The organism is Pedobacter terrae (assembly GCF_036946585.1).
Classification (GTDB): Bacteria; Bacteroidota; Bacteroidia; order Sphingobacteriales; family Sphingobacteriaceae; genus Pedobacter; species Pedobacter terrae_C.
This window is the reverse complement of the sequence record NZ_JAQIIV010000019.1, coordinates 1-15,303: the sequence shown is the minus strand read 5'-3', so window position 1 is coordinate 15,303 and position 15,303 is coordinate 1. Positions and strand designations below refer to the sequence as shown.

The window sequence follows — 15,303 nt, the reverse complement described above, 5'->3', positions numbered from 1 at the left end:
GGAATCTTAATGCAATAGGGTTTAAAATTCCCGCCTAAGCGGGAATGACGACCGGTACCGAAAACTAGCAATCGCGCATTTAAAGGGCTTTTTTTAACTAAGCGTCTTCAACTCCGCTCAGCCTAACAATAATTTATTTATTATTAAGTTTTTTAATCAGGTTAACTTCATCCTGTCGGTATGGCGTACCATCAGGCTGAAAAATTTCGTGAAACCATTCAATCGGTTCAGATCCATCGGCAAGCGGTGTATCCCAGGCATATTTGGTATTGGTTTTACCGGCAGCGAAGCCCCAATTTATGGCGCCAACATTTTCTTCTTTTAACATTGGCAAAATGTTAGCGAAACGGCTGTTCCGCGATCTCGCCATATATTCCGTACAAATTAATGGTCGGCCGCTAGCTTTTAGCAGATCAATGGTTCTTTGGTGCCATTCTGGTGCCTCGTAGTTATGGTAGGTTACAATATCCGAATTGGCCAACTGTATTTCGTTAAGCTTTTCAAAACCCCAGCTCCACAAGCCAATGGAAATCGGTTGATCTGGGTTAACAGATCTTGCCCAGCCGATGGTTTTAGTTAGCAAAGGTATCGTAGCTTCTAACTTCCCACTGTTTCCAGGTTCGTTATATAAATCCCAAAGCAAAATTCTTTTATCATGGGCAAAATGGTTCAGCACATCTTTTACATATTTTTCAAGTTCCGGAAAATTAGCTTCTTCCTTAAAAGCCGGATCGCCGGGATCCTGTAACCAACCAGAATTGTGAATGCCTGTTTTTGGTGCTGGCTGTTTGCCAATGGCTGAAGTTTTATTCCAGCAGTCATCAAAAAAAACAAACATCGGTTTAATGCCATGTTTTTGAGTAATGGTTAAAAATTGATCCATTCTCTTTTTAAAACCCGCTGGATCCTGGCTCCAGGCTTTACTGAACAGGAATACACGTAAGGTATTAAAGCCGATTCCTTCGGCCCATCCCAATTCTTTATCGATTAGATCAGGAGAAAAAGTATCAGCCTGCCACATTTCTAATTGGTTAATGGCATTGGAAGGAATATAATTTGCGCCTGTTAACCATTTATGTTCTTTGTACCAGGCATTGGCTTTTTCTACGGGCCAAACCTTAGCAGGTTCGGTACTTTTTTTTGCTTTTTGCGCAAAACCAGTGTTGAGGCTTAGGCTCAGTATGGCAAATAGTGCATAGTTTTTTAAATTCATATCGGTATTTATCTGGTTATTTTTTGTTTCAATTTGATGGTGATGTTAAGCTCAACCCTACTTTTACCGGAGTTCCAAAATTTGGTGTACCATCGCTATTCCAGGAGAACTTTTGGGCCCGGGGCGAACGGAAACCTCCGCAGCCCTGGCCCGGTTTATCATTGGCGTGATATAGGATCCAATCTTCTCTGCCATCAGGCGATTTAAAAAATGAATTATGCCCTGGTGCATAAATGCCATCTTTTGGCGACTGCTGAAAGACAGGTTCATTAAATTTTGTCCAGGAAGCCGGATCGAGCAGGTTGCTCCTTGCTGAAGCAGATAGCATACCCAAGGCATAAAAATCAGTCCAGCAACCACTTGCCGAATAAATGATGAAAACTTTGTTTCCATGCACCAAAAACTGCGGACCTTCGTTTACATCAACATGTTCTCCCCCGCCTAAATCGCCGTTTTTTTCCCAGTCGAATTTTGGAGTAGAAATTTTTACGCGTTGCCCATCTACCATCCAGGGATTTTTAAGTTTAGCAATAAAAATCTCCTGTTTCCCATTTTTGTCTCCCTCCCATCCCGACCAGATCATGTACAACTGGCCTTTAAAATCAATTACATCACCATCTATGGCCCATTTATCGGTTGAGTCGCTAATTTTGCCTTTAAATATCCACTCGCCTTTCATCGGGTCGGCAGAGGCATTTTCCAACACATACATGCGGTGGTTTTCGTTTCTTCCGTCATCTGCAGCAAAATAGGCATACCATTTTCCTCTTAAAAACATTACCTCAGGCGCCCAGATCTCTTTACTGTATAGGGTTCCGGCTGGCGCTTTCCAGATGGTTTTGCGCTCGGCATCTTTTAAACCATCCAGGGTTTTGGTTTTCCAGAGATCTATCCTATTACCAGCAGTATGGGTGTAATAGTAATAACCATCTTTATAATAACTATAAGGATCAGCACCAGATGGCAACAAGGGATTGGTAAATGTTTGTGCATTTAACCCTTCAATTACTAAAAGGCAAAACAAAAACAATAAGTTTATTTTTAATGTATTCATTTTTATAACTTTACACTAGCTGTTTTTTACCCACAGATTGCAGCATTTTTCTTAATCTATTAAAATTAATTTCTTTTATTAAAGGACCTTCTTTTGATTCAATATCTTTACAAGATCATTCTATCCCAAGACTTAAAAAGCGAAAGCTTTCAGGATCGATCTGCAGACGATAATCTCCACTTTTTTCACTTACAAAAGCAGCTTTTATAATAGCTGTAGCTCTTGGCGATACTTTTTGATTGTTATAATGCGTATGAAATACATATTGTAATACCCCATTTTTATCAGTAAAAAAATCGCCATGGCCAGTACCATTTATTTTCAATATTTTTTTACTGATGATCGGGTTGCCTGTATATTTTATCCACGGTCCTGTAGGCGAGCTTGAAGTAGCGTAACCCACCGCATAATCGGGATTCCGGAAATCGTTTGCCGAATAAAAAAGATAGTAAAGATTGTTCTTTTTAAGAACTGTTGGCCCTTCTGTTACCGGCCAATCTGCGTTCGCCGTATTCTCCCAGGGTTCAGTTCCTGCCAAACAGGCATGTGTTGTTTCCGGTATGATATCCGAAAAATCAGCTTTCATTTCTGCTACAAAAATCCGGTTACCCTGATCAAGTTTAACATGATAGAGGTAATTTTTTCCATCAGTATCCGTAAATACAAAGGGGTCAATCTGTTTCCCTAATCCTGAAATGGCTTTCAATTTTTTCTGTTTAAATGGACCCAACGGACTTTTACTCTTGGCAATGGCAATCTGCTCATCAGCGGTATAAGCCATATAATAAGTATTTCCCCTTTTAAATACCTGTGGTGCCCAAAAACCCTTGCTCCCGAAAGCATCACCCGTTTTTAATGCAAAACCATTATTTTCTGACTTTCTTTTCCAGGTTTTAAGATCTTTTGAAACATAAACCAAAAATCCCTGATCACTGCTGGTACCATATAAATAATAGCTGCCTTTATCTACGAAAACAGTTGGATCGGCAAGGTATAGGGTATCATTTAGCTGTTGGGCAACTAGTTCTTTACTGATAAAACATAGCGAGAAACAGAAAAAAATGGCGTAAATATATTTCATTTATTAAAATTAAATTACTGATAATAAATAAATTAAAAAATATCTTATCATTCTAAGGTATCGTCATTGCGAGGAGGCTTTTCAGCCTACGAAGCAATCTTTGTTGCTGAATTGTTGCCATGAAAGATTGCTTCTCCGAACTGTCGGGACCAGCTGTCGTTCTTTCTCGCAATGACGAGCATTCTAATAGAATCACTATCCTGCTCTTAAAAACTTAATTTGCTTACAGGCGTAAAAATCAAATCGTCAACACCGGCAATTTTAACCCCTATCCTTGCAAAAACATAATTTTGCGTAGGCGTAACGTCTGGGATCGTTACACTCATGTTCAGGTTATTGAGGTCGGCGATGGCTGCACCGCTGATCTGCTGGGTAGCGATGTTATTACTGCCGTCTACAAACTGTGTTTTGTTAATGTAAAGCGATACATTTTCAATATCCTTAGCATCAGCATTGGTAATGATTTTCTCGAGCTTACAAAAAGCATTTACTTTGCCTGCTGCAGCGGTGAGCGTTGCTCCTCGGATCATATAATATGGCATTACCTCGATATCCATGGTTTTGCTACCGCTGATGTTTACCGAAATGGTATCCTGTTTACCAGCAGCGTTCTTTTTCCATAAAAAAGGTCCCTGATTTGGTGAAAAAACCAGTTTATAATCTCCATTGAATAATTTGGCAGAATAGGTTCCGTCCTGGCTCACATTCACATTTATTGCAGAGTAGTTCCCAAAACCTGATTGCCAGAGTTCGAAATTCACCTGACCATATTGAACACTGATGGGTTCTCCCTTATATACGATCCGACCGTTAAAATCGGCTTCGGGTGCATCATAATTATCTTTTTTACACGAAGCAAAAAGTACGGCAATAAGTGCTCCTATCATGAAATAAAATCTAATTTTCATATCTATATCTGCTTATTGGTTAGGGTTTCTTACAATTTTAGGGTTTCCGTTAAGCACATCCTGTCCAATAGATGAGTAATAATTACCGATACGGAAACGGTGTGCAGCGGTTACGCGGCTTGGCTTAATCACTTTAAAAATATATTTCAGATGATTGGCGTTGCCGGGATTATAATATTTGTAGGGCCACAAGCCAAATACCTGCGTACTGGTACGGGTGGCGCTACCAATATTAGTCGCATTAATAAAATCGCCTGCCGACATGTTACTGCCGTTCCAAACTTTATCTGCCAGTCTCCAGCGTTTCATGTCCCACAGTTCATGTCCTTCAAAAGCGAATTCTACTTTACGCTCATGTACAATACGGTCGAAAGTAATTTGCGCAGGTGTTAAGGCTGTGGTTAAACCAGCACGGTCTCTTACCTGTTTGATGTAGTTGGCTGCTGTAGCGGCATCACCCAGTTCGAAGGCTGCTTCGGCTGCGTTTAACAACACCTCGGCATAACGGTAGCGGATCCACCAAACATCGCTACGGGTACCGATCTGACCTGATCCTGTTGCCGGATCTAAATATTTGCGGACATAAAAACCTGATTGTGCGCTGAATTCCAATCCATCAACCGGACCATCTCTTCCCACTACCTGTACCGATGCCGGATTATCTGGCAGCACATCACTTTTGCTCTGCCCGAAATTATCTCCGGTAATGATGGTACCGTTAGCCAATTGATAACCTGCCCAGATATCAACCGTTTTACCTTTAAACTGTGTTCCCGGAAGAATCACCGTTCCGGCCAAACGTGCATCACGGCCTGCAAAAATATCGGTGATATTGGTATAATATACCGGATTGCCATTGGCATCAACCGAAGCCATAGAAGCATAGGTATTATCCAGTTTTTCGAAAGACTGAACGAGATTTAATGAAGGGTTTAAACGCCCGCCCTGTGCCTCTTCGGCAGAAGAACGTGGTTGATTATCAATGGTAAAACCATGAACTTTATTTGTTTTTAATTTAAAATCTTTTGCAAAAATCACTTCCGGATTGCTGCCTTTATCAGTGAAAAGCGCGGCAAAATTTTCGGATAAATTAGGGTTCTTTTTATAAAGTGAATATTTACCACCGTCGATAATCTCTTTTGCCGCAGCTAATGCTTTGGTAAAATAACCGTTGGACTGGCTTGATGATATACCCACCTCACCACCAGGCAAGGTTAATTGCGAATTGCTGTATTTAGCAATTGAACCGGCATACAATGCTGCTCTTGATTCCATGGCCAATGCCGCAGCTTTTGTGGCTCTGCTCTGTACAGATGGATTATCTGGCAATATGTTTTTAACAGCTTCCAATTCAGCAATCACAAAATCATAGATTTCGGTTTCTTTTGCCCTTGGAAACTGAAGATAGCTTGGGTCGCCGCTGTAATCGTAATCTAAAACGGTTGTGATCAATGGCACACCACCCATCCTTTTTACCATTTCGAAATACACTCCTGCCCTGATAAAACGTGCTTCGGCCAGGAAACGATCGCGGTCTTCTGCTTTTAAAGCGGTAGATTCCTGACCACGTTTAATAAACATGTTTAAGTCGCGGATATAACCATAAGTACCCATATCCCAGTATCTCCAGGCATCGTAACCGTACTCTAAGTTCTGGTGTCGAAAATAATCACCGCTGGCAGATGCAAAACCTTCGTCAAAATCTGTAAAAGTCCACCAGGCTTCAATGGTCTGGTAATCCGGATAACGGTCGTAAAGATCGCCAACAACGGTTAATACCAGATTAGGATCTTTCCACACCGCATCGATGGGCAGCGTACTGGTGGGTTGTTTATCTAAAAATGCTGAATCTTTTTTACACGACTGCGCAAAACTTAAAAAGGCAATGGCAGCAAATGCATATATAATTTTTTTCATCTGATTAGTCGTTTTCATGTTACAGCGTTAATTTAAGTCCGATGTTAAAAAACTTGTTCTGTGGGTATTGCAATCCGTTATCATCTGCAATTTCAGGGTCTACACCATAATCGCTCAGGTTATCGATAGAAAACAGGTTGTATCCGTTTACATAGACCCGGGCATTCTGGATCTTGATTTTTTCGGCCCATCTTTTTGGTATGGTATAACCGATTTCAAGCGTACGGGCGCGTAGATACCTTACATTATGCAGCCAGAAGGTAGAGTTTTTATTATAGTTGCTGTGTCCGCCATCATTAAAACGCAATGCAGGGTATTTGCCTGGGATCCATGCGCTGTTCAGGTCGTATGGATTGCTACGGTGCCAGCTGTCATCAGCAAAATTCTGCAATAAGGCTCCTGTATTCTGGAATGCCCAACGCTGTTCCCAGTTCTGGTTCCAGGAGTACATCGCTCCGCCTGAAAAATCTGCAGTAAAATCGAAGTTTTTGTAAGAACCACCAATGGTGAAACCAAAGCCGATATTTGGCTGGCCCGTTGTGGTATATCCGATTGGCCTTTGATCCAGATCATTGATGACACCGTCGCCGTTCTGATCCTTGTAAATTAAATCGCCTGGCAATAAAGAGCGGTTTCCCTGTCCATCGATGTTTACTTTATAATTATTGATCTCGTCAATGTTCTGAAACTGTCCGGTTACTTCATATCCCCAAAAAATATCGGTATAACGCTGATTGTAGCTGTTTCTGTAATTGTCCCATGAGTTGCCATAACGAGGCTTATACTGATCTAAAAATTTTCTCCGGCTGATGGAGATATTTCCACCCACGTTGTAGTTGAATTCTCCGATCTTATCCCGGTAATTTAAAGCAAATTCGGCTCCGAACTGCGCATCACTTTCCAGGTTTTCTGCTGCCAGTGGATACCCCAGTTCGATTGGTACCAATACATCATTTTTAACCTGCTTTAAGCCGGTACGTTTTCTGTAGAAATAATCTGCAGTTCCACTAAGTTTACTGTTGAACAATGAAAAATCCAGACCAATATCTGTAATTTTGCTCTTAAACCAGGTAAGGTTATTGATTACCGGCCCTTTATCTCTCGAGGTGGTAATATTTTTTCCATCCAAAATCACAGTGCCCTGATTGTAGCGGTATCCCGGAATGTAGGCAAAAGGATCGATACCCAGATCATCATCACCTAGTACACCGTATGAGGCACGAAGTTTTAAATCATTTAAGATTGTGCTTTCACCTAATAGCGATTTCATAAATTCCTCCTGGGTAATTCTCCAACCGATGGATGCAGAAGGGAAATAACCTACACGTCTGTCGGGAGCAAACTTCCATGAGGCATCTCTACGACCAGAAAGTTCCAGGTAATATTTGTTGTCATAATTATAGTTTAACCTGGCTACGTAACCAATACGGGCCTCTTCTTCCTGAATGTCTGCAAAATCCTGACCGTCCATATCAGCGAACTGCAAAACAGGCAAAATATTGGTTTGTGGTACGGCATGCTGGAAAGTATAGGTTCTAAAACGATCTAAACGCTCCGCTACCAAAACACCTCCAATAGTGTGTTTGCCAAAAGTACGGTTATAGTTGGCCTGTACCTGATAGGTATTGGTGTATATCTTTTCGTTTCTGCGTTCCCTGTAAGGATTAGAGCTTCCTACTTTTTCTTCGTAAATACCAGTTTCCGGATGGTAAGTATAAACATTGTAGGTATACTCATGGCCATTAATTACGTTATCGGCGATATAATAAGAATACAACCCTTTAATTTCCAACCCTTTAATAGGGGTATCATAACTTGCTGATAAATTGGTCTGCAATACCCTCCAATCTGATTTCCAGTAACCGGTTAAGGCTTTACTTTGTACGGCAAATTGTTCGGTATTGTGCCCGATATCATTAGGATAATTTGGGTTGCCATTGGCATAGGCTTGCTCCGTTGGTCTGTTTCGTAATAAGGCAAAACGGGCAGCCCAGTAATCATCTCCACCTGGTACACCAGGTTGATCGCGGCTTTCTATACGGCCATTAATGAGCATACCCACTTTAAAACGGTCGGTTATTTTAGCCTCGATATTACTCTGGATATTGGTTCTTTTAAAATCGAATTCCCTTTCCTTTCCATATACCCCTTTCTGATCTAGGTGTGTGCCCGAAAAGTAATAATTTACCTTATCGCTGCCACCAGAAGCACTTAAATTAATAGAAGATTGTGGCGCATTGGGCGCTATGATGATATCTTTCCAATTCTGGCTCTGATAACCATATTCTGTTCCCGCCTTCCATTTTTCCAGTTCGGCCGGGGTAATATCAGTTTTGCCGTTTTGATTCAACTCTGCGGTAGCCTTTCCTAACATCCATTGGTAAGCATCGGTTGTTTCCGGGAAACGTACCCAGTTCTGCCATCCGGTATAAGCATCAACACTAAAGGTATTGCGTGTACTGTTTTTACCTCTTTTAGTTGTCACCAAAATTACCCCATTGGCGGCCCTGCTACCATAAATGGCGGCCGAAGCATCTTTTAGTACACTAATGGTTTCGATATCATTGGGAGAAATATTATTAAACTGACCGGCATCCTGCTGAATCCCGTCTATAACATACAACGGATTGCCCATGTTACGGATCTGGATGTTGGCACTCGATCCTGGTCTGCCATCAGGCATCCTGAAAGATACGCCGGGCAGTTTACCGGCAAGGCCTGTACTCACGGTTGAGCCTCCATGTACTTTTTCGAGGTCTTTACTGCTGATGGAGGAAATGGCCCCGGTTATGGCTTCCTTTTTCTGTGTGTTGTAACCCACTACCACCACTTCTGAAAGATCGTTATCGGAAGGTTTAAGTTTAACATTAAGCTGCGAACGGCCTGCCAGTGCAATTTCCTGATTGGCATAACCTACATAAATGAAAATCAGGGTTGCATTTTTATCGGCCACCTGAATTTTAAACTTCCCGTCAGCATCCGTTGTTGCCCCCGTGCTGGTGCCTTTAATTTTAATGCTGGCGCCCACAACTGTTTCACCCTTCTCGTCGGTCACTGTACCGGTAACCGTACTTTGTTCCTGTGCAATCAGCTGAAATGAAAATAAGAATAACGTAAGTGAGGTTAAAATAGCAGAGCGGATTTTGCTTTTCAGAAAGAACTTTTGAAGCAAGTACCGATCTGGGCTTACAAAGCCTTCATAGGAAAATAAACTTCTTTTCATATTTGGTTAGAGATTTGGTTATTACTGGAAGTAAATGGTTTTAGTTTCCATTTAATTCTTTTCAAAGATTCGGTTTTTAGCTTTTAAGAGGGATATACATTTGTATCAATCTTTCTTCATTTTGTCTCGATTTGTGTTTAAGGAGCCGGTTTAGCCACGGAGGCTCAGCAACACAGAAATGCCGCTCAGTGCGTTGTCCTGACTTCAGTTCAGGATCTTAATGGCAATGGATTAGCATGATAGATTAAGAAAAAAGTTAATGTATAATATGGAATCGTCATTCCCAACCTGATCGGGATTCGAGATGCAATAAGCTTTAAGATTCTCGCCTTCGACTATCGTGTGGACACATTTACATCAAGCATTGTTTATTTTTAGGACATATTCAAGACGATCGTCATGCTGAATTTATTTCAACATCTTTTTTATTATTAAAAACAAAGAATCCCAAAACTACATTTCGCTCTTTTTCAGGCTAACCTAAACAAAAATTAAAAACTTTCCTTTAACATCTATCAGTAGTCTTTAGATCAGACCTCACAGGTTTAATTCGGCTTTGTATATTCATTTTAATGCCTGATTTAGGGCTGTGTCGTTTAAAAACCTGTGAAGTCTTTACGCTACTCTGGGTTTTTGCGTTAGGGATTGGAAGGGTTCAGTGCCGATCCTTCATCGGTACCGTAGCAAAGCGAAGCCTTGAAAAGCCCGCCCCTTGCGCAGCATGGTGAAACGCCCAAATTAGTTGGCAGTTGGCAGTTATCAATTTGCGGGTACAAACTGATTCGTCTCAATCTTGCTACATATCTGCTCAAATTTAAATTAGCCTGAAAGCGAAACATTTCTTTAATATATTTGAAGCTACTGACCAAGATCTCTTGAAAAAACTCATCATCCTTTTACATCTGTTCTTTTCGGCCAAGCTGCTTTTGGCACAGCCTTATTATTTCAGGCATTACCAGGTTGAAAACGGTCTTTCTAATAATACGGCCTTTTGCAGCGTGCAGGACGGAAACGGCTTTATGTGGCTTGGTACGAAAGATGGCTTAAACCGTTTTGATGGCTATACTTTTAAAACCTATCGCCACGATACTGAAAAGGCAGGCAGCTTGGGCAATGACCTAATTTCGGCACTCCATTATGATCAGGGAAAAACGCTTTGGGTAGGTACTAATAATGGTGTTTACCAGTATAATCCGGACAAAGAAAACTTTACCATGATTGCCGACACTAAAGGAATGAGGATTACAGACTTAGCTAGCGATCAACAGGGAAATTTATGGATACTGTCTTCATTTAAAATATATGTATATCAAAAGCGTACCAGGAAAATACAGGCGTTTGCACATCATGCACCATTTGATGCTTCGCTTGTAACGGTTTTAAAAGATGGCAGTGTATGGATCAGTACCGGAAAGGGAACGCTGGAAAAGTATAATCCCAAAACGAATAATTTTCAGCAGTTTAATATTAATGGAAAAAATGCTAAAGCAGAATACGGATGGGTATCCAGAATTGCAGAAACTGAAGATGGGAATTTATTAGTCGGCACCACCAATCAAGGTGTTAAACTTTTCAACCCTGTTACCTTAACATCAAAAAACATACTGATGTTAAACGACGACAAAACGCCAATCTTTGTTCGCGACATTAAAAAAAGAGGCACACACGAGTTTTGGATTGCGACAGAATCGGGCATTTACATTTATAATGACGAGAGTGGAGCAATCATCCACCTCAAAAAGCAATACAATAACGATTATTCTTTAAGCGATAATGCGGTTTATAGCATTTGTATTGACCGTGAAGGTGGTGTTTGGGCAGGCACCTACTTTGGAGGCGTAAATTATTACTCGAGCCATACTTCATTGTTTACCAAATACTTTCCGCAAAATGGTACAAATTCAATCAGTGGAAGCGATGTACGGGAAATTACGAAAGATCGGGCTGGTAATTTATGGATTGGTACGGAAGATGCCGGACTAAATAAATTGAACATCAAAACAGGCGTATTTAAACACTTTTTACCAGATGGAAAACCCGGGAGCATTGCTTATTCCAATATTCATGGCTTATTGGTTGATGGCGACAGACTCTGGATTGGCACTTTTGAACATGGCTTGGATGTTTTAGACCTAAAAACAGAAAAGGTAATTAGACATTATCAGGCAGGTGCCGGAAATACCCTACGCACCAATTTTATTGTTACTTTTTGTAAAACACGATCGGGTGATATCCTGGTTGGAACCATTAATGGCATTTACCGCTACAACCGTAAAAGCGACAATTTTGATCCTATTGCAGGCCTTCCTTTTATTTTTTATGATTCGGTTATGGAAGATAGTAAGGGCAATATCTGGGCGGGCAGTTTTAACGATGGCGTATTTCAGTTTAATTTATCCAAACCTGGTTATGTAAACTACAGGAATGTCCGAAGGATCCAAAAAGTTTAAGCCATAACTCAGTAAATAGCATTTTCGAAGATAGCCAAAAGCACATCTGGATAACTACTGATGGCGGAGGACTTTGCAGGTTCAATCAGCAAACACATCAATTCAAACGCTATGGAATAAAAAATGGTTTTCCCAGCAATTACCTGTTCCGCATTGAAGAAGATGCCCTAAATAAATTCTGGATTAGCAGTACCAGGGGGCTTATCCATTTTGATCCTGCTACGGGTTTGAGCAAAACCTACTCAAAGGCTAACGGGTTACTCACCGATCAGTTCAACTACAGTTCTGCCTATCAGAATGAAAATGGCCAAATCTTTTTTGGGAGTGTTAAAGGGTTGATCAGCTTTAATCCGGCTAGTTTAAAGGCCACAACCTATGCGCCGCCGGTATTTCTGACCGGGTTTCAAATCAATGGTTCAGAAACTGGTTCAAACCGAAAAGATCCGCTTGCAAATAAATCCATCGTTTATGCTGATACCATCGAACTTAACCATAATCAATCCTCTTTCAGTATCGATTTTGCAGCCTTAAGCTACTTATCGCCCGAAATGACAGAATATGCTTATAAAATGACGGGGCTTTATAAAAACTGGGAATATTTAAAAACCAACCGTAAGGTTTATTTTACCAAACTTGCGCCAGGCAATTACATTTTTGAGGTGAAAGCATTGGTTGAAGGGAGTAAAAACTGGAGCACAAAAAATGCTAAACTGCTAATTAAAATATACCCTCCTTTTTACCTTAGTCCCCTGGCCTATTTGCTTTATCTGATCGCGATTGGCGGAATTATTTTCCTGCTGGTGCGAAGTTATCACCAAAAAAATCGCGGTAAAAAACAGCAGGCGGATGGAAGTTTTTGAGCATGAAAAACAGAAGGAAGTTTATCAGGCCAAGATCGAATTTTTCACCAATGTTGCCCACGAGATCAGAACACCGCTCACGTTAATTATCGGACCGATGGAAAAACTGATTAAACAGGCTGATGCTATACCCGCAATAGAAAAAAACTTGCGGATTATGGGTCGAAACACTGATCGTTTGCTCAAATTAACCAACCAATTGTTGGATTTCAGAAAAACCGAAACCAGCGAATTCTCATTAAATTTTGTAAAAGCCGATATTTCTGAAATTTTAAAAGATATATTTATACAGTTCCAGCCGGCTGCAGAACAGCAAAACATCCTATATAACCTTCATTTATCCGAGAAAAATCTACATGCTTATATCGATATTGAGGCTTTTTATAAAATCATCAGCAATCTGGTTAGCAATGCGCTTAAATATGGAAAAACCACGGTTGAGATCAACTTATCGCTGCAGTATGATGATACCTTTATGGTGAAGGTTAAAAATGATGGAATAGGATTCCTATGGAAATAAAGGAAAAGATATTTGAACCTTTTTTTAGGGGCAAAGAAACAGCAATAAAGGCAGGAACAGGGATAGGTCTATCGATTTCTAAATCGCTTGCGCAGCTGCATCGAGGGGAGCTTTATTTAGATTTAATGAAGATGATTTTAATACATTTGTATTGGAACTGCCGATCCATCAACGGATAGAATTTAACCTGAATGGAAAATGGAAGAAATTGTAGATACGTTTGCCACAAAAAATACTGATATGGAAAGGGCTGTAGTATTATTGGTTGATGACAATGAAGATATTCTGGATTTCATTTCGGATGATCTGGAAGAAAAATATCATGTGTTGCAGGCCAAAGACGGCAAAGAAGCCTTTTCAACACTACAACGTGAAGCCGTTCAGCTCATTATTAGCGATGTAATGATGCCCGAAATGGACGGCTTTGAGTTTTGTGCCAAAGTAAAATCTACCCTTGAGTTTAGCCATATCCCTGTGATCTTACTTACGGCAAAAATTCGCTGCAGTCTAAAATTGACAGGTTTAGAATTAGGAGCTGATGCCTATGTAGAAAAGCCCTTTTCGCCAGAGTTTTTACAGGTGCAGATTTCCAGTCTGCTTAAGAACAGAAACAAGATTAAAGAATATTTTTCAAGTTCACCCCCTCCTTCACCTGAAAAGCATGGCCTATTCGAAAGCCGATGAGTTATTTTTAGAAAAATTACAAGATACCATTAATCAAAACATCAGCAATCAGGATCTTGATGTAGAACACCTGGCAGAGAAGATGAACATGAGCCGGCCAACCCTTTACCGGAAAATTAAATCCATTTCCAACCTAAGCCCGAATGAACTGATTAATTTAGCGAGGTTGAAAAAGGCTGCTGAACTCTTAAATGAAGGATTGTTAAAAATTTATGAAATCTCTGAAATGGTCGGTTATAGCTCGCAATCACATTTCGGACGGAATTTTGCCAAGCAGTTCGGTATGTCACCTACTGATTATCTAAACAGCAGGAATACAGAAAAAAAATAAGCCTTAAAATCAGACAGTTAACTATTGTGATTTTCCTTTATTTTTTTGTAAATTGTTATAACTAAATATAGATGTTATGAACATGCTTAAGAAATCGAAAACTGGGGCGATCAACACCACCCAAAATGGCTTGATTTTTTCAGAATCTTGTTAGGTCTCGTATTAATGTGGAAAGGCATTGATTTTTATATCAATATGCAAGCTTTTAGTAACTTAATGAGAGGTGCCTTTTTGGGTACGGCAATCAGCATCAGCTTGCTGGCACACTTTATTATCGTTATACATATTATTGGTTGGTTTAGCCATAACATTGGGTACGTATACCCGCACATTTTGCCTGATTAATCTGCCGATACTGATCGGTGCCGTATTCTTCATCAATACTTCCGCAGGGATTTTAAGCCCTATTCCGAATTCTGGATTTCGATTTCAGTACTGGCCGGATTAATCTGTTTTGCCGTTGAAGGAAATGGGTATTTATCGGTGGAAAGACAGAAAATTCACCCTAAGGAAGCAATTTAGTTTGAATTGCAACACCTATTTTGACTATTAACAGCGTAAAATGCCCGTATTTATAAGCTATCTCATTTTTTTTACTCACCCTAACTAAATGATTAGCAAGGCTTAAAATATTAATTAAAATATTTGACTGGAAAAGGTTTGCAGATTAGCGCCAAATTCCTACTTTTGCAGCGGAGAGCTGGCAGAGTGGTCGAATGCGGCAGTCTTGAAAACTGTTGACTGTAACAGGTCCGGGGGTTCGAATCCCTCGCTCTCCGCGGAAATGGAAAAATGGGTCTTATTAAGACCCATTTTTTTTATGTCTAAGAAACATGGCTAATTTTCTATCGAAAGGTATAAAAAAAAGATATACGGCTCAATGGAAGAATAGGTTCAAATCCCTTCCTCTCTGCACAAATACTTAAAAGAGATTTCTTCAATTTGCGCTAAATGCTTGATATCCTGCAATTTTAGAAGAATTACAGGTTTTCTCTTTTTATTCGATATGCCGAAATTTTTAAAATTGTCACAATTTATATGGCGAATTCATGGCTACGCTTT

At 40.2% G+C, this 15,303-nt stretch carries 11 protein-coding genes, 1 tRNA gene and 1 pseudogene; 6 read left to right on the top strand and 7 right to left on the bottom strand.

The genetic code is table 11. The features are described 5' to 3' along the window. Positions 1–133: 133 nt before the first annotated feature. The 6 genes from PGN18_RS19065 to PGN18_RS19040 form a co-directional block, all read right to left on the bottom strand. Entirely contained in the window at positions 134–1,213 is a 1,080-nt protein-coding gene (locus PGN18_RS19065) for a 1,4-beta-xylanase (protein ID WP_335321175.1), read from the bottom strand. Between the two features lie 28 nt (positions 1,214–1,241). After that, positions 1,242–2,267 carry a glycoside hydrolase family 43 protein gene (locus tag PGN18_RS19060; protein WP_335321174.1) on the bottom strand — a complete coding sequence of 342 codons (1,026 nt, stop codon included), beginning with the start codon at positions 2,265–2,267 and terminating at the stop codon, positions 1,242–1,244. Positions 2,268–2,382: 115 nt separating this feature from the next. Continuing rightward, positions 2,383–3,348, bottom strand: coding sequence for a glycoside hydrolase family 43 protein (locus tag PGN18_RS19055; RefSeq protein ID WP_335321173.1), 966 nt, complete (start codon positions 3,346–3,348; stop codon positions 2,383–2,385). 206 nt (positions 3,349–3,554) lie between these two features. After that, positions 3,555–4,256, bottom strand: a complete 702-nt coding sequence (locus PGN18_RS19050) for a DUF3823 domain-containing protein (RefSeq protein WP_335321172.1) — start codon at positions 4,254–4,256, stop codon at positions 3,555–3,557. Positions 4,257–4,268: 12 nt separating this feature from the next. Continuing rightward, positions 4,269–6,173, bottom strand: a complete 1,905-nt coding sequence (locus PGN18_RS19045) for a RagB/SusD family nutrient uptake outer membrane protein (protein ID WP_335321171.1) — start codon at positions 6,171–6,173, stop codon at positions 4,269–4,271. A 19-nt stretch (positions 6,174–6,192) separates the two neighbouring features. Further along, complete coding sequence (locus tag PGN18_RS19040) at positions 6,193–9,396, bottom strand: SusC/RagA family TonB-linked outer membrane protein (RefSeq protein ID WP_335321170.1); 3,204 nt, start codon at positions 9,394–9,396, stop codon at positions 6,193–6,195. Between the two features lie 875 nt (positions 9,397–10,271). On the opposite strand from PGN18_RS19040, the gene PGN18_RS19035 reads away from it, so the two are divergent. The 5 genes and pseudogenes from PGN18_RS19035 to PGN18_RS19015 all read left to right on the top strand — a co-directional run bounded on the left by PGN18_RS19035 (position 10,272) and on the right by PGN18_RS19015 (position 14,241). Continuing rightward, complete coding sequence (locus PGN18_RS19035; RefSeq protein WP_335321169.1) at positions 10,272–11,846, top strand: ligand-binding sensor domain-containing protein; 1,575 nt, start codon at positions 10,272–10,274, stop codon at positions 11,844–11,846. Positions 11,847–12,073: 227 nt separating this feature from the next. Further along, positions 12,074–12,706, top strand: coding sequence for a triple tyrosine motif-containing protein (locus PGN18_RS19030; RefSeq protein ID WP_335321168.1), 633 nt, complete (start codon positions 12,074–12,076; stop codon positions 12,704–12,706). Continuing rightward, positions 12,693–13,405, top strand: a pseudogene (locus tag PGN18_RS19025) (sensor histidine kinase). Before PGN18_RS19030 ends, PGN18_RS19025 begins: the two are co-directional and overlap by 14 nt. A gap of 19 nt (positions 13,406–13,424) precedes the next feature. After that, the gene (locus PGN18_RS19020) at positions 13,425–13,910 is read left to right on the top strand and encodes a response regulator transcription factor (protein WP_335321166.1); all 486 of its coding nucleotides are present in this window, start codon (positions 13,425–13,427) and stop codon (positions 13,908–13,910) included. Then, the gene (locus tag PGN18_RS19015) at positions 13,888–14,241 is read left to right on the top strand and encodes a helix-turn-helix domain-containing protein (RefSeq protein ID WP_335321165.1); all 354 of its coding nucleotides are present in this window, start codon (positions 13,888–13,890) and stop codon (positions 14,239–14,241) included. The genes PGN18_RS19020 and PGN18_RS19015 overlap by 23 nt, the downstream gene beginning before the upstream one ends. Before the next feature lie 213 nt (positions 14,242–14,454). Here the strand turns inward: PGN18_RS19015 and PGN18_RS19010 are convergent, their stop codons facing one another. Further along, positions 14,455–14,622 (bottom strand): hypothetical protein, encoded by a 168-nt coding sequence (locus tag PGN18_RS19010; protein ID WP_335321164.1) that lies wholly within the window; start codon positions 14,620–14,622, stop codon positions 14,455–14,457. Positions 14,623–14,935: 313 nt separating this feature from the next. On the opposite strand from PGN18_RS19010, the gene PGN18_RS19005 reads away from it, so the two are divergent. Next, positions 14,936–15,020: transfer RNA gene (locus tag PGN18_RS19005), tRNA-Ser, on the top strand. Positions 15,021–15,303 lie beyond the last annotated feature (283 nt).